This is a genomic window from Nocardia niwae NBRC 108934 = DSM 45340, assembly GCF_001613465.1.
GTDB classification, from domain to species: domain Bacteria; phylum Actinomycetota; class Actinomycetes; order Mycobacteriales; family Mycobacteriaceae; genus Nocardia; species Nocardia niwae.
In genome coordinates, this window is sequence record NZ_BDCK01000031.1 from 106,261 (window position 1) to 122,583 (window position 16,323).

General features: G+C 71.2%; 9 protein-coding genes. 5 read left to right on the forward strand and 4 right to left on the reverse strand.

What is annotated here, in order from left to right; genetic code table 11:
* Positions 1–18: 18 nt before the first annotated feature.
* Together NNI01S_RS22295 and NNI01S_RS22300 are read left to right on the forward strand one after the other, a co-directional pair.
* Positions 19–2,547, forward strand: coding sequence for an ABC transporter permease (locus NNI01S_RS22295; protein ID WP_063022079.1), 2,529 nt, complete (start codon positions 19–21; stop codon positions 2,545–2,547).
* A 383-nt stretch (positions 2,548–2,930) separates the two neighbouring features.
* Positions 2,931–3,749, forward strand: coding sequence for a phosphatase PAP2 family protein (locus NNI01S_RS22300; RefSeq protein WP_084489172.1), 819 nt, complete (start codon positions 2,931–2,933; stop codon positions 3,747–3,749).
* Between the two features lie 444 nt (positions 3,750–4,193).
* Here the strand turns inward: NNI01S_RS22300 and NNI01S_RS22305 are convergent, their stop codons facing one another.
* The 4 genes from NNI01S_RS22305 to NNI01S_RS22320 all read right to left on the reverse strand — a co-directional run bounded on the left by NNI01S_RS22305 (position 4,194) and on the right by NNI01S_RS22320 (position 12,162).
* A complete protein-coding gene (locus NNI01S_RS22305) occupies positions 4,194–5,351 on the reverse strand; it encodes a VWA domain-containing protein (RefSeq protein WP_063022080.1) in 1,158 nt (385 codons plus the stop codon).
* A gap of 333 nt (positions 5,352–5,684) precedes the next feature.
* A complete protein-coding gene (locus NNI01S_RS22310; RefSeq protein WP_063022081.1) occupies positions 5,685–8,225 on the reverse strand; it encodes a DUF5682 family protein in 2,541 nt (846 codons plus the stop codon).
* Complete coding sequence (locus NNI01S_RS22315; RefSeq protein ID WP_063022082.1) at positions 8,204–9,304, reverse strand: ATP-binding protein; 1,101 nt, start codon at positions 9,302–9,304, stop codon at positions 8,204–8,206. The genes NNI01S_RS22310 and NNI01S_RS22315 overlap by 22 nt, the downstream gene beginning before the upstream one ends.
* Positions 9,301–12,162, reverse strand: a complete 2,862-nt coding sequence (locus NNI01S_RS22320) for an SWIM zinc finger family protein (protein WP_063022083.1) — start codon at positions 12,160–12,162, stop codon at positions 9,301–9,303. Before NNI01S_RS22320 ends, NNI01S_RS22315 begins: the two co-directional genes overlap by 4 nt.
* Positions 12,163–12,449: 287 nt before the next feature.
* On the opposite strand from NNI01S_RS22320, the gene NNI01S_RS22325 reads away from it, so the two are divergent.
* The 3 genes from NNI01S_RS22325 to NNI01S_RS22335 all read left to right on the forward strand — a co-directional run bounded on the left by NNI01S_RS22325 (position 12,450) and on the right by NNI01S_RS22335 (position 16,306).
* On the forward strand, positions 12,450–15,041 hold the full coding sequence (locus NNI01S_RS22325; RefSeq protein ID WP_245676326.1) for an AAA family ATPase: 2,592 nt from the start codon (positions 12,450–12,452) through the stop codon (positions 15,039–15,041).
* Between the two features lie 130 nt (positions 15,042–15,171).
* Complete coding sequence (locus NNI01S_RS22330; protein ID WP_063022160.1) at positions 15,172–15,531, forward strand: hypothetical protein; 360 nt, start codon at positions 15,172–15,174, stop codon at positions 15,529–15,531.
* Between the two features lie 385 nt (positions 15,532–15,916).
* Positions 15,917–16,306: a YchJ family protein gene (locus NNI01S_RS22335; protein ID WP_063022084.1), complete on the forward strand. Its 390-nt coding sequence runs from the start codon at positions 15,917–15,919 to the stop codon at positions 16,304–16,306.
* The last annotated feature ends 17 nt before the right edge of the window (positions 16,307–16,323 follow it).

Genomic DNA, 16,323 nt, shown 5'->3' on the forward strand with positions numbered 1-16,323 from the left:
GAATCGGGGGCGGGTGTGATGGCCGGAAGTCCGATGCGCAAAGTCGCGCTGCGCAATCTCGCCGCGCACAAGGTGCGGCTCGCGCTGACCCTCTTGTCGGTGGTGCTCGGGACCGCGTTCATCGCGGGCTCGTTCGTGTTCACCGACACGCTGCAGAGCACTTTCGACGGGATCTTCGCCAACGAGGCGAAGGGCGTCGACGTCCGGGTGAGCCCGAAGGAGCGCCAGGCGCAGGGCGTGCCGAACAACGTGGTGGACGAGCTGGCGAAGTATCCGGGCGTCCGCACTGTCGCCCCGAGCGTGAACGGACCGCTGGTCCTGCTCGATCCGGCGGGCAAGAAAGCCGTGCAGACCGGCGGGGCGCCGACGTTCGGCAAGTCGTACCTGCCGCCGGAGAAGGCCGTCGCGGAGCCGGAGAAGTTCCTGCAGGGTGTGCCGCCTGCCCGGCCGGGTGAAATCGCGCTCAACACCGGCGGGGCCGAGCGCGCCGGACTGAAGATCGGTGACCGGACGAAGATCCTCATCCCGTCCCAGCCCGATCCCCTCGATGTGACCCTCACCGGCATCTACGAAGTCCCCTCCGACACGGGCGGTTTCATCGGAGTGCTGTTCGACGACGCGCAGGCGCGCAAGCTGTTCACCGACGGCCTGCACGTCGCGTATGTGGATCTGGCCGCGACCGGCGTTCCCGGCGACGAACTGCGCGACAACCTGGCCCGAGAGCTGCCGGGCTACAAAGTGCAGAACGGCGATCAGGTGCGTGCGGACCTGAAGAAGGAAGTCTCCAACGCGCTCAACTTCATCAACTACTTCCTGCTCGCCTTCGGCGCGATCGCGCTGATCGTCGGCACGTTCATCATCTACAACACCTTCTCGATGATCGTCGCGCAACGCCTGCGGGAGCTGGCGCTGCTGCGCGCGGTCGGCGCGAGCAGGCAGCAGGTCGGCACGTCGGTGGTGGCGGAGGCGTTCGTCATCGGATTGATCGGCAGCCTGATCGGTCTCGCGGGCGGCGTCGGGCTGGCGTTCGGACTGTCGGCGGTGCTCAACGCGTTCGACCTCGGGTTGCCCACCGGATCGATGGCGGTCCGGCCGCGGACCATCGTGGTGGGGCTGCTGGTCGGACTCGTCGTGACGATGGTGAGCGCGTACGCGCCCGCGCGCCGCGCCTCGCGCATTCCGCCCGTGCAGGCCATGCGCGAGGAGTTCGCGTCGACCGGGGAGTCGCTGCGCCTGCGCACGGTCTTCGGTGTGGTGCTCGCCGTGGTCGGCGCGGGGTTCGTCGTACTGGGCGCGCAGCGCACCGGCGGCACGGCGGCCGCCACGGTCGGCGTCGGCGCGCTCGGGCTGATCTTCGCGGTGCTGCTCGCCGCGCCCGCGCTGTCGAGGCCGCTGGTCGGCGGGCTCGGCCTGCTGGTGCGTCCATTCGGGCCGGTCGGCCGCATGGCGCGCAACAACGCGGCGCGCAATCCGCGCCGCACCGCCGCGACGGCCTTCGCGCTCACCTTGGGACTGATGCTCGTCTCCGCCATCGGCATGCTGGGCGCTTCGGCGAAGGCCAGCGTCGGTGTGCTGGTCGACAAGGGGGTGCGGGCCGACTACGTGCTGGCCGGACCGCAGCTGCTCGGCGTGCCGTTCGGCGCGGCCGACGCCGCGCGCACCGAGGTGCCGGGCGTCGAGCAGGCGGTGGGGATGCGGGGCGCCGGCTTCAAACTCGGCGACGAGCAGGTGTTCGCCACCTCGCCGGACGGTCCGCTGGCAGGCGTGCTGAACTACGAGATCGTGCGCGGCAGCGACACGCTCGGAGCCAGGGACGTGCTCGTGTCGGAGGACGAGGCTGCCGATCGCGGATGGAAGGTCGGCGACCAGGTGACCCCGACCAGCGTCGACGGCAAGAAGGTTCCGCTCACCGTGACCGGTGTGTACAAGAAGAACCCGCTGCTCGGTCCGATGGTGGTGTCGCAGACGGTCTACGACGAGGTCGTCCCGCTCAACTTCCGGACCAACTTCCTGGTGCTGATCAAAGCGCAACCGGGTGCGAACCTCACCCAGATGCGCGCTGATCTGGAGAAAGCCACCGAGCAGTTCGTCGTGGTGCAGGTGCAGGACCGCGAGGAGTTCAAAGGCGCGCAGGGCAAACAGATCAACACCCTGCTGGCCATCCTGTACGGCTTGCTCGCCCTCGCGGTGGTCATCGCGATCCTCGGCATCGTCAACACCCTCGCACTGTCGGTGGTGGAGCGCAGGCGGGAGATCGGCATGCTGCGCGCGGTCGGCATGCAGCGCACCCAGGTGCGCCGGACCATCTATCTGGAGTCGATGCTGATCGCGGTGTTCGGCGCGGTCGTCGGCATGGTCCTCGGGCTGGGGCTCGGCGTCGGCTTCCTGCGCACGCTGCGCGACCTCGGGCTCGATCAGATCGCCATCCCGTGGAGCCAGCTGGTCCTGGTCCTGGTCAGTTCGGCGGTCGTCGGGGTGCTCGCCGCGCTCTGGCCCGCCGTGCGGGCGGCGCGCACGCCACCGCTGGCGGCCATCGCGGATCTCTGACGTCCGTGCGGCGCACATCCGCTGTGCGCCGCGCGGACGCGGATCGGTTCCGCCCGGCTGCTGTCTGCATGTGGTCATTCCTCGGTCGGACGTGAGCATTCGGGGGCGTTGAGCGCCTGACGGGTCGAGCTGCCGGATGCCGACGCGACGACCGAGGCTGAGGCTGAGGCACGTCCCCATTGCGCCCTCAATCGGCATTCCCGATGGCAGCATTCATCGCGAATTCGCTTGTCGTGCAAGCGAACCCGATCTTCCTCGCGACGGTGTCCGTCCCGTCACATCCTGCTGCAGTTGTCGGTTTCGTAGTGTTAATTTAAACGGAGGCTACCACTCCACTTAATTCTACATAAACGGCCTGATTCAACGGGGAAGGAGGCCGCGCGATGGTCGCTGTGGACTTCGGCGGACTGGAGTTCGCGCCGGGCGGAGTCGTCGAACGGGTGCGGACGGCAGTGCGCGGTCGCGGCGGCGAGGCGGTGGGACAGCTCGTTCTCATCACGGTGCTCTACCTCGGCTACCGTGCCGGACGGTTGATCACCGCCGACGACACCGGGCGCGCCATGGGCAACGCGTACGGCCTGCTCGGCTTCGAGGAACGGCTCGGCCTGCCGGACGAACGGACGGTTCAGGCGTTGTTCCTGCACCGCGAGTTCCTCGCCGTTCCGGCCAACTTCTACTACGCCAGTGCCCATTTCACCGTGGCCGTGGGAGTACTCCTGTGGCTGTGGACGTTCCGGCCGGAACACTATCGCTGGACCAGGAACCTCATGGTGGCGTTGACCGCGGCCGCGCTCGTAGTGCACATCCTGGTCCCGCTTGCCCCTCCGCGCATGCTGACCGATCGGGGCTTCATCGACCTCGCCGCGCGCTACGGCCAATCCGTCTACGGCGCGGCCGATTCCGGCGGGCTGTCCAATCAACTCGCGGCCATGCCATCGCTGCACGTCGGCTGGGCGCTGCTGCTCGGCATGGCGGTGGTGGCGGCGACCCGGACGCCGTGGCGCTGGCTGGCCTTGGCCCATCCGGCGCTGACCACGCTGGTGGTGGTGGGCACCGCCAACCACTATTGGCTGGACGCCCTCGTCGCTGTTGTGTTGCTGGCATCGTCCGCCGTCCTGCATCCCGTCGTGGTGCCCGCAGCGGCCACGGCGTGGGGCGTGATGGGTCCCGTGCCACCGAAACCTGCGCTGACCAGACGCTGACATCCACCACACGCCCGGCGACGCTGACCGGAGAAGCGCTCCGGCGCGCGTACGATCGCAGAGCCGTCCTAGTTCGCCCGTCCGGACAAGGAGTTGCCATGGAATTGATGACCATCGCGGATCTGCTGTCCTCGCTTGCCATCCAGGTGTTCGCCCTGTTGGGCGGATTCCCCGGCGGTTACCCCGGCTGACCCGTTCCGGCCTGCGCGCCGCTGTTCATCGCGGCGAGCATCTGCCGCATGAGCGCGGGCATGGTCCGGATACCGGTGGCCGCAACGGCGCCGCGGTGGGCTGGAGCGAGTAGGTCCAGTTCACCGCGGTCCGGCCGGATTGCTCGTGGACAGCGGTGACCGCATGATCGCCCTACAGCCCACCGCCGACTCGGGGTATCCCCAGACCGTGGAGCGGAACGGGCCGCCCCCTTCGTGGGGTTCGGTGCGGGCCCTAGTGGTGGGCGGCGTTCGTGTGCGCCCAGGACTGCACATCACCTCGATCGAGGGCAATGGCCAGCAGCTCCGGAAACTTGTCCGGCGTGCAGGCGAAGGCCGGAATGTCCAGGGCCGCCAGGGCGGCGGCGTTGTCGTGATCGAAGGCGGGCGCGCCGTCGTCGGAGAGCGCGAGCAACACGACGACCTGCACGCCGGAGTCCCGCATCGTGCGGACGCGACGCAGCATCTCGTCGCGGATGCCTCCCTCGTACAGGTCGGAGATCAGCACGAACAGCGTGTCGGCCGGGCGGGTGACCAGGGATTGACAGTAGGCGAGGGCCCGGTTGATGTCGGTGCCACCGCCGAGTTGGGTGCCGAACAGCACTTCCACCGGGTCATCGAGTTTGTCGGTCAGATCTACGATTTCGGTGTCGAACACCACCATCGAGGTGCGCAGCGACCGCATCGAGGCGAGCACCGCACCGAACACCGATGCGTACACGACGCTTGCGGCCATCGAACCGGACTGGTCGATGGCCAGCACCACGTCCCGCCGCACCGCCTGCGCCTTGCGGCCGTAGCCGACCAGGCGTTCCGGTATCACGGTGCGATGCTCGGGCAGATAGGTGGCGAGATTCTTGCGAATGGTGCGGTCCCAGTCGATGTCTCGCAATCTCGGGCGGGTGACGCGGGCGGCGCGGTTCAGCGCACCGGAGACCGCCGCGACGGTGTGCGCCGCGACGCGCTGCTCGATCTCCCGCACCACCTTCTCCACCACCATGCGCGCGGTGGCTTTGGTGGTCTCGGGCATCACCCGGTTCAGGCTCAGCAGGGTGCCGACCAGGTGTACGTCCGGCTCCACCGCCTCGAGCAGTTCCGGCTCCAGCAACAGCTGGGTGAGATCGAGCCGCTCCACGGCGTCGCGCTGCATGACTTCGACCACGGAGGCGGGGAAGTAGCTGCGGATATCGCCGAGCCAGCGGGCCACGCGCGGCGCCGAGCCCTGCAGACCTCCGGTGCGCTTGCCGGGGGAGGTCTCTTCATCGGTGTTGTACAGCGCCGAGAGCGCCCGGTCCATGGCCGCGTCCGCACCGGAGCCGAGCCCGCCCAATCCTTCCTCCGCGGCCGCGCCGAGCACCAAACGCCAACGCCGGGACTGTGCTTCGTCGGTCACGCCCCGTCCTCCGTGGTACGACCGGGAACCTCGCTGCGGTCTCGCCGGACTGCCTGATCCCTCATGCTGTGCCCCTTCCGCCATGTGCGGGGTATCGCGTGGTGCTGCTGCGCTTCCGCCTTCGGGTCCGGCCGCTGGCGCTGTGCCCGTTTTCGGTCCGGGTGGGGATCTGCGTGGTGGTGCTGTGCTGCCGTGTGAGGGTCTGGCGGCTCGTGCTGTGTGTAGTTATGTTGCGTTGCCGCCCGGGAGGTTGGTCGCTGGCGCCGTGCCTGCTTTCGGTCTGCGCGGGACCCGGTGTTGTGGCGCTGCGCTGCGGTGTTCGGGCCTGGCCGTTCATATCGTGACCCCTAGGATTTCCGCTGCTGTGCGCAGTGCGGCGGTAGCTCGGTCGGGGTCGATTCCGGTGACAGCCGACGCGGCGGCCGCGGAAGCGCCGTCGCGGACCGCCTGGCCGATCGCACGGCGCTCACCCGACTCGAACGCGCCGAAGGTGCGGCGCAGCAGCGGCAATGTCTCGACGAACGTGTCGTCGCCGAGTCCGCGCAGCCAGTCGTCGATGAGCCGCAGCAACTCCCGGTCGTGCACCAGCAGCAGGCCGCGACCGCCGAGGAACCCGTCGATCCACGCCGCTTTGGCCGCGGCGGTCGCCCCCACCGAAAGGGCCGCGGAAAGGCGGCGCGCGGATTCGGCGTCGTCGATGCGGCCCGCGTCGGCGAGCAAACGGACGGCACGCCCCACCAGGGCGCCGTGCACGTCGTCACGGTCGGCGACACGGCGCAGCGCGGCCAGCCACTCGCCGGTGGCCCAGCCGTCGTCTCTGGTGTGGATGGCGGTGTGCGCAGCGTCCAGCAGACCGCGCAATTCGGTGGCGGCGTCGGTGTCCAAGCCGGTCACCGCCGCGGGCATGCCCGCGCAGATGCGCACCAGCAACCCGTCGGCGACGTGAGCAAGCGCTTTGGTGTCGGTGCCGCGCACGTCGCCGTAGCGCAACGTGCGGATCAGGCCGGGCAGCGCGGCCAGCAAGTGGGTGACGTCATGGTCGAGCGCCGCCGTCGATTCCAGCCGGGCGATCAATCCGTCGGTGGCGCCGCCCAAGTCGGCGAGCAGCGCGACTTCCAGCGCCGCGGTCAGTTCGCCCACCGACCGGTCGGAGCCGCCGGCGGTGTCGAGGATCTTCGCTTCCGCCGCGGTGCGGATGGTGGTGCCCCAGCGCGAGGCCTCGATGACCGATATCGCGTACTCGGGATGCCACTGCAGCGTCCAGGTCTCCCGGAAGGTGCCGGTGCTGCGTACGTCGCTGGTGGTGCGCGTGCCCCACTCGATGTCGAGGACTCGGAGGCGGTGCAGCAGCCGCGACCGCTCGACCTCGCGTTCCTTGCGCAGGTCCAGGTCGATGGTGCGGATCGAGGGCTCCTGCTTCATCCGCAGGGAGCGGATGGTGGCGCGCAGGTCCGCGTCCAGCGGCACGGTCGGCGTCTCCTCCGGCACGGCGCCGAGCGCCTCACCCACGACGAGTTCGCCGATCACCAACTGCAGCATCGTCTCGTCACCGCCGCACAGCACCGACCGGGTGGCCTCGGTGACCTCCGACAAACCGGCGAGCGGGCGGCCGCGAAGCGCGGCGAGGGTGTCGGCGAGCCGGACCGCTTCGATGACATGCGCGCTGGAAACGGGCAGATCGTGCGCACGCAGCACCCCGGCCACCTTCGTCAGCCAGCGGGCGATCGGCTGCTCGGTGGCGGTGAACAGGTGGTGGTACCAGCCCGGCGAGGTGACGCCCGCGCCGTAGCCGGAGGAGGTGGACAGCCGCGAATGCGTCCACGGCACCCAAGTGAGCCGGGCTCTGGTCTTCGACAGCCCTTTGAGCAACCGGGCGTCCGGCGCGGCGGGACCGAGCGCGCCGGTGAGCGCGGGCGCATGCCACGCACCGCACACCACCGCCAGCCGCATCGCCCCGTCCTTGAGCGCCTTGCGCATGGTCTGGCGCATGTACGCCTCGCGCCGGAGGGTGTGAGCGTCGATCACGAGGGGTTCGGGCGGTGATTCGGCAACCGATTCGGCGATCGCCTCCGCGACCGAATCGAAGTCCGGTGCCGGGTCGTTCGCGGATCGTTCCGGCACCGATCCGGCGGTCGCGGGTTGGTCGCGCTCGGATCGCCCGCGCTCCGACTCGGCGGCCGCCGATCGATCCTCAGCGGGTTCTGGCACCGCAGGGTCGCGGTGCGCCCCACGGTCTTTCGTGGGTGCTGTCGCCCGGTCTGCGACTTCGGAGCCCTCCGGTTCGCCTTGCGGTCGCGGGCCTTCGCTGGTTTCGGCGCCCGGTGTCATGTCGCCTCGCCGCGCGGAGCGCTCGACGGTTTCCCGCAGCGCGCTCATCGCCTCGCTGATCGCCTCGAACGCCTCGGCGTCCGGGACGGATTCGACGACGGCGTCCCACCAGCGTTCGGCATCGTCGTAGCCGCCCGCCTCGGCGAGCGCGGCGAGTGGATCGAATCGGTCGCCCGGCTCGTCCTCGGTCGCGAGCGTGACGGTCGCGGGCAGATCGCAGAACCGCACCGGTACGTCGTGGTCCACCGCGTGCCGCAGCGCCTGCCACTCCGGGGAGAACACCGCGTACGGCCAGAACGCGGCTTTGGCGGGTGCGTCGGGAACGTACGCCAGCAGCGCGACCGGCGGGGTCATCCCCTCGGCAGCCACCAAGCCCACCAGCGGATCGGCGTCCGCGGGACCCTCGATGAGAATCATGTCGGGCCGGAAGTCCGCCAGGGCCAGCCGCAGCGAGCGCGCCGACCCGGGACCATGGTGACGGATGCCGAAAACCCTGGTCACCGCGGAGGATCCGGTGCCCGAGGTCACCCGGTGACCTCGCGGCAAGCACGGTAGAAGTCCGCCCAGTCGGGTCGCTCGCGGACCACGGCCTCCAGGTACTCGGTCCACACGACAGCATCGGCCACCGGGTCCTTGATCACCGAGCCGAGCACCGCGCCCGCGATGTCGGAGGCGCGCAGCACGCCGTCGCCGAAGTGCGCCGAGAGCGCGATGCCGTTGGTGATCACCGAGATCGCCTCGGCCGTGGACAGCGTTCCGGACGGCGACTTGAGCTTGGTCCGGCCGTCGGCGGTGCTGCCGGAGCGCAGCTCGCGGAAGACCCGCACCACCCGCCGCACCTCCTCGGCCGCCGCGGGCACGGTGGGCAGTTCCAGTGCCGAACCGAGCTGTTCGACCCGCCTGCTGACGATGGCGACCTCCTCGTCCTCGCTCGCGGGCAGCGGCAACACCACCGTGTTGAACCGGCGGCGCAACGCGGAGGACAACTCGTTCACCCCGCGGTCGCGGTCGTTGGCGGTGGCGATGACGTTGAAGCCCTTGGCGGCCTGCACTTCCGTGCCGAGCTCGGGTACCGGCAGGGTTTTCTCGGACAGGATGGTGATCAGCGCGTCCTGCACGTCCGAGGGGATGCGGGTGAGCTCCTCGAGCCGGGCGATGGAGCCCGTCCGCATGGCTGTGAGCACCGGCGACGGCACCAGCGCCGCCTCGCTCGGCCCCTCCGCGAGCAGCCGCGCGTAGTTCCAGCCGTAGCGGATCGCCTCCTCGGCTGTGCCGGAGGTGCCTTGCACCAGCAGCGTCGAGGAACCGCTGATCGCGGCGGAGAGATGTTCCGACACCCAGGTCTTTGCCGTCCCCGGCACGCCGAGCAGCAGCAAAGCCCGGTCGGTGGCCAGCGTCGCGACCGCCACTTCCATCAGCCTGCGCGGGCCCACATACTTCGGGGTGATCACGGTGCCGTCGGGGAGGGTGCCGCCGAGCAGGTAGGTGACCACCGCCCAGGGCGACAACCGCCAAGACGGCGGACGGGGTCGGTCGTCGGCGGCCGCGAGGACGCGCAGTTCGTCGGCGTACGCCTGTTCGGCATGGGGGCGCAGCAGGTCCGGCGCCGGGTCGGTGGTGGTCACTGCAACTCCTCGAGCATCATCGAGCGGTGGGTGAGGTCGTGGGCGAGCTGGTCGAAGGCCCGCGCCCAGGCGGGATCGTCGCACCGGCGGGCCACCGCGGACAGCGTGTCCACGGCGGTCACCGGGAGGTGGACCGCGGCCGCGGTGAGCAGCGACCGATGCGCGTTCGGCGACGCGCCGTGCGTCTCGGGGCGCCGCGCCGCCGCCCGCGCCCGCTCGAACAGCAGCAGGACCACGTGCTGGGCCAGCGCGTCCGGCCACGGGTGGCCCATCGCGGGCAGCAGCGCCTCGATCTCGGAGAGCCACGAGCCGTCCAGCCGCACCAGGTGCGCGGTCCGATCCGCCAGGGGCAGCAGCGCGAACAGCTCCCGCCTGCGCAGCATCGCGAGGTCGGTGGGCACGCCCGCCTCGAACAGCGCCCGCGCCCAAGCCGAATCGCGTTGTGCCAGTGCCGCGTCCACCCAGCCGTCGAAGATCGGCTGGCGGAACCGGTCCTCGATCGTGGCGCGCACCGCTTGCTGTGGCGTGCCGAGCACACCGGCCCAGTGCGTCAGCGGGGTGGCGGCGACCACCTGCCGGAGCCGGGCCGCGGCCACGTCGGGCGCGCCGTTCCAGCGGTAGGCGAATTCCACGGTGCGGTCGGTGATCCCGTCGCGCTGCGCGGCGGCGTCGAGCGTATCGGGCAGCGTGAGAATCACATTGGTGTGCAGCATCCGGTGCTCGGCGCGGATCCACGCGCTCGTGCGCTCGCGCATCCGCCGGGTGAACGCCGAATCCGGCAGCAGCGCGAGCAGTCCGGCGGCGGTGCGGCGCACATCCGCGCGCCGATCGTCCAGCGCCGTCTCGAGCAGGTGCTCGTCGTCGGGGCCGAGTCCCTCGGCGAGCACGGCCAGCAGTTCGGCCTTCAGCGGGCCGGATTCCTTCGGCCACGCCGCGGTCAGCTCCGCCCTGGCCGCGGCGGCGTCGTCGCGCCGGAGTTCGGCGAGCCAGTCGCGCCGCTCGGCTGGTTGGCCGAACAGCCACGTGTCGGTGGAGCGCTGGGACGGGGCCGACGGCCGCCGCACGAGGTCGCGCCAGGCCGGATGCCTGGCCGCCAGCCAGCTGCCGCGAGCGCCCGCGAGGCGCAGCAGCGGCTCCCGCAGAGTGGCATTGATCTTCGCGTGCTCGAGGAGCTGCTCGCAGAGGGCGTCCGGCGCGCGATAGTCGTGCGGCCGTGCCGCGTCGAACCATTCGGGAAGGAACGCCGAGCGCTCCCGCAGCATGCGGGCCAGCCGCGCCGCCGCCGGGCGCGGCAGCGACGGCCGCGGGTCGTCCGCCGCGGGTTCGGGTGCCGCCGCGGTGACGGGTGCGACTCCGCCGCGCGTGAAAAGGTCGTGCAGCGCGGCGGTTTCGAGCAGACGCAACGCGGGATCGCTCGGCAACCGGTCGGCCGCGCGTGCGATCGGGGGCGGCAGTGTGGCGACATCCGGGGCGCGGCGCGCGGTGCCGAGCAATGCGACGGAGGTGAGGTCCGCATTGCCGGGAACCGGGCGGTCCGCCTCGGGGCCGAAGGTGTCGGTGGCCGCCAAGTCGACGACCTCACCCGCGGCGAACACCGAAATCGGCTCCAATCCGTCGGCGCTCCACTCGCCGGTCACCGTGACCGGATGACCGCCGGAGACGGCCAGCAGTGTCCACGGTTGCTCCCCCGGCCGGATCGGCAGCGCCGTGCCGTCGGATTCGGTGAGGAACCAGCCTTGCTCGCAGCGGGTGGGCACCACGTCGACCAGCAGCATCGGCCATGAGCGCAACCACGGATCGGCGCCGAGCGCCGATGCGTGCGCGGCCAGCGCGGCGGCGATCGTGGCGGGCCGGCCGGCGTCGGCGGGCAGCGTGGTGAAAGGTTCGGCGGCGCCGTGCCGTTCCCCCCACAGCGCGCGCAGCGGCGCGGCGCCGGGATAGAAATGCAGCTGCGCGTCGGCCAGCTGTCCGAGCGCGGGAACGTCGGCGGGGAAGCCGGGGGAACCGAAGGAATGGTCGACCACCAGCGCCCAGCGCCTGCTCTCCCGCCCGTACAGCCAGGTGCGCCGGGTATAGAGGCGCTCGTCCTCGGTGATCCGTGAGCCGAACACCATCCATAGATCACGGACCGGAGGTTCGGCGCGCACCGCCTCGGCCGGGTTGGGATAGCCGACGTGGGTCCGGATGCTGGCACGCAGCGGGGGCGGCAGCGCGTCGAGCTGCCGATGCGCGGCGATCAGCAGGTGCATGCGCGCGTATTCGCGCAGCACCACGTCGGGCCAGTCGGTCCTGGTGGCCACGGCGACCGGAAGCCTGCGCAGGGCGGAGGCTAGGCCGGGAGCCTGCGCGTCGACCATCCGGGCGGCCACGGACTCGAACGCGCGATACGAGCGGTCGGCCTGCGCGAGACCCGTGCGCACCTGGTCACCGAGCCAGACGTCGAGTTCCTCCAACCCCGCCGTCACCCGCATCCGGCGCTGCTCGACCGTGGCGGGGTTCGATGTGCGGGGACGGTCGGCCGTGGTGGCGGCCCGCGCCGCGCGACCGCCGATCCACGCCGCCGCGTAATCCGCGGTCTCCGGCTCGACGGCGACCTCGCCCGCGACCCAGCGCAGCAACAGCGACAGCGCGTGTTTGCAGGGGAACTTGCGGCTCGGGCAGGAGCACCGGTACGCGGGGCCGGACAGGTCGACGATCGTCTGATAGGGCGTGGCGCCGCTGCCTTGGCACCGGCCCCACAGCGCCGTGCCGTGCTGCCCGCACTCGCGCCAGCGATGCACCAGCTTGTGGGCCGCCGATAGCGAACTCGCGTCGGGTGCCAGCGCCGTGACCTGGTCTTCGGTCCACGGCGTCGTCATCGCGCGGCTCCAGCTCGGTGGTGGCTCATCGCCTTCCTTCGTTGCTCGTGTTGACCGGATTTCTACCGCAGCGCACCGACAGGTGCCGCGACCGGTGCCGCGCCGTGCCCGGAAGCGCTTGTGTCGGTGCCGCATTCGTCATTCGGATGAATCTTGCGCCGATTGGGCCGCTCTGGCATTCTGTCCTGTTCGGCTCGACCGAGCCACCCGGTACGGGTGTAGACACCATCGAGCTGCCCGCCGGGGTTGGCGAGGGGTGGACATCGAGACAGGGCGCAGGCGTTTCGATGACCATATCCATCCCCGCGGGCAGATTCGCCTGGGTGCGCTGGGCGATCCCGGTGCAATCGGGTAGCGTTTCGCACAGCTTCGACAAGGCGCCGCGCACGGGGTCGGAGGACGTGTGCGGCTCGATGGTGGAGGGGATTTTTCGCATGCGCCTGGATCCCGACGCTGTCCAGGCCGTCGGTTCCGCGGACGCGCCGCCCCGGCTCTCGGAGGTGGTGACCCGGCGCCTCGCCGAGGATCCAGCGGTCACGCCCTCGGTCACGCGCACCGTGCTGCGCGCCCTCGGGGCCGCCGAATCGGACGACGCCGCAACGGCCTTCGATCACTCCGGGATCTTCCTGAGCGCCATCCGGGTGTGCGGTTTCCGCGGCATCGGTCCCGAGACGACGCTCCAGCTGCCGCCCGGACCAGGTCTCACGCTCGTGGTCGGCCGCAACGGCAGCGGCAAATCCAGTTTCGCCGAGGCCGCCGAAATGGCCTTGACCGGCGGAAACCGCAGGTGGGACGGTCGGTCGGCGGCCTGGCGGGAAGGCTGGCGCAATCTCCACGAGGGCGCGGCCGCTCGCATCGAGCTGGAGTTGCTCACCGCCGGTGACGCGCCGCGGCTCACCATCGCCAAGGAATGGACGGCCGAAGCCGACCTGCCGGACGCGCACTGGACCCAGCGGTTCCCGCCCGCGCCGCCGTCGGCGTTCGACATGGACCGGTGGGCGGCCCAGCTCGAGCTCTACCGTCCGTTCCTGTCCTACAGCGAACTCGGCGCGCTGGTGGACGGGAAGCCGAGCGACCTGTTCGACGCGCTGCACCAGCTGCTCGGACTCGACGAACTCACCCTGGCGCAGGAACGCATCCGGATGCGCCGCCTGGAACTGGAACGCGCGGTGCGGGATTCGCGTCAGGAGCGGTTGGAGCTGCTGGAGCTGCTCGCTTCGGTGGCCGACGACCGGGCGGTGCGGGTGGCCGGATTGCTGCGGCCCGCCCAACCGGATCTCGCCGCGGTGGGCCGCGAAGTGCTGGGCGCGGTGGACGACCCGGCAGGCCCGGACGGCTTGCGGGCGATCGTGCGGCTCGCGCTGCCCGACGACGCCGAAGTCGAGGCGGTGGCCACCCGGCTCGAAGCATGGGGCGCGGCCATCGCCGAGGGCGCCACCGAGGACGCCGAAGCCGATCTGCGCCTGCTCGAACTGCTGCGCACGGCGCGGGCGCATCAGGCGGCGACCGGGCCCTGCCCGTGCCCGGTGTGCGGCCGCGGCGCACTGGACGAGGCCTGGGCGCGCGAGACCGACAGGGTCATCGAGCGGCTCGCCGCCCGGGTGGACGCGCTCACCACCGCCCGTGTCGAGCTCGGCGACGCCGTGCGGGCCGCGCAGGCGCTTCCCGACCTCGTTCCCGCCGAATTGGATTTCGATCCGCGAAATCCGCCGTCGGTCGACACCACGGCGGTGCGCGAGGCCTGGGCCGAGTGGGCCGCGCTGACCACCACCGAGTACACCCCGGATCTGCCCGGCCGGTTGCGCAGCGCGCACACGCGGCTGGTGGACGAACTCGACCTGCTGCAGAAAGGCACCCGCAAGGAACTGGACCGCCTCGACGAGGTGTGGACGCCGCTGGTGCCGCGGATCGTGACCTGGCTCGAGGGCGCCCGTGAGGTGGCCGCGCACGCGGCGGAACTGCGCACGGTGAAGAAGGCCGAGGACTGGCTGAAGTCGGCCACCGCGGGTCTGCGCGGCGAGCGCATGACGCCGCTGGAGACGACGGCCCGCTGGGTGTGGCGCACGCTGCGGCAGCAGAGCAACGTCGAACTGGGCGCGATTCGCCTGCAGGGCAACGCGGGCACCGCGCGCCGCGTGCTGCTCGACGTGACCGTCGACGAGGTGGACGGGGCCGCGCTGGGCGTGATGAGCCAGGGCGAGTTGCACGCGCTGGGTCTGTCGCTGTTCCTGCCGCGCGCCACGGTGGAGGAGAGCCCGTTCCGTTTCGTCATGATCGACGACCCGGTGCAGGCGATGGATCCGGCCAAGGTGGATGGTCTGGCCCAGGTGCTCGCCACGGTGGCCTGGACCCGTCAGGTGGTGGTCTTCACCCATGACGAGCGCCTCGCCGAAGCGGTGCGGCGGATGCAGCTCGACGCGACCGTGCTCGAAGTGCAGCGCCGTGACCGCTCGGTGGTCGAGGTGCGGGTGTCCAGCGATCCGATCCGCCGTTATCTCGACGACGCCCGCGCCCTGGTGCGCACGCCCCAGCTGCCCGCGGCGATCGCCGACGAACTGGTGGCCACCTGCTGCCGTTCCGCGGTGGAGGCGGCCAGTCTGGCCAGGGCGCGGCGCACCCTGCTGGCCGCGGGCATGAATCACCGTGAGGTGGAACGCCACATCGATGCCGCCCACTCCACCAGGGCGAAGGTGGCGCTGGCGGTCTTCGGAGTCGGCAGCAAGGTCGACGACCTGAACAAGAACCTCGTCGCGCGGGAAGGACGGTGGGTGGTGGACGCGCTGCGCGACGCCACGGCGGGCGCGCACGTGCCGATCGGGCGGGACATGCGCGAGCTGATCGGTGAGACCGAGAAGTTCGTCGCGTGGCTGGCCCGGTGAAGCGCCGATGAGCGGACGGCGCAGGCCGGTCGGCGCGCGCCGCGGACCCGCCGGCGGCGGTCGCGGGCCCCGGCCCGGACGGCGTGGGCGGAACGACGGAGCGCACCGGCCGCGCGCCGATCGGCCGTCGGTGGCCGAGCGGCTGGAGACCGTGGATCTGCTGCTCGCCGGATCGGTGACCGACGCCGGCGGGCTGTGGTCCCGGGCGACGGCCTGGATTCTGCGGATCGCCTTGGAGCAGGCCGTGGACGAACTGTGGCTGCGGCTGGCGCCCCCGCTGGTCCGTTGCCCGATGCGGGCGCAGCTGATCGCGCTGCGCGCCTTCGCGGGACCGGACGTGGCGGCGCGCGTGGCGGTGCTCTGGGCGGCGCTGTCGCGCGCGGCCCACCACCATGACTACGAGCTCGCGCCGAGCGTCACCGATCTGCGGCGCTGGCGGGAGCAGACCCTGGCCTTGGCCGCGGATCTGGCGGCCGTGCAGGCGCGCTGAGACCCGGCCATGGTGCGGAACGCGCAGGCAGGAGCGACGGCGTGCGCGCATCGGGGTTGGCGGCGGCCGCGGGTCTGCCTGTCGGGCGCCACGCCGGAAGACGACCGCGGAGCGGATCGGACCGCGGGCGGTTGGCGAGTTCGCGTATGCGAGGCCCGCGCAAGCCGACGAGCGCGGAGTGAGCAATCATGACCGGAGACGGCGACGAGCGTGCCTACGGCGGGCACCGCTGCGGCCGGGCGGTGCACGGTGTGCGCGAGCAGGATCTGAGCGTTGCGCAGAAAGTATGTCGCCCGGCCGGACGGAGGCACGATATGAGTGGATCGGGACAGGCGTTGGAGAGCGTGACCATGCAGTGTCCCACTGGGGTCGGAAAGGACAAGGCATGACCGAAACCCGACGGTGCCCGTGCGGGCGTGGTGGGACGTTCGACGAATGCTGTGGTCCGGTGCTGAGCGGCGAGCGTCCCGCGCCCACCGCCGAGGCGCTGATGCGCTCGCGCTACACCGCGTTCACCGTGGGCGATGTCGACTACCTGCTGCGTTCCTGGCATCCGCGCACCCGCCCGACCGCCTTGACCCTCGATCCCGCCCAGCGCTGGCTGTTCCTGGAAATCACCCGGACCGACCGCGGCGGACTGTTCGACGAGACCGGCACGGTGGAGTTCATCGCGCACTTCCGCGACGCGGACGGGCGCGCAGCCCTGCGCGAGACCAGCAGGTTCGCCCGATCCGATGGCGCCTGGCTCTACCTGGACGGCACGCACGCCGACTGACCGGTAGCGTCAGCGGG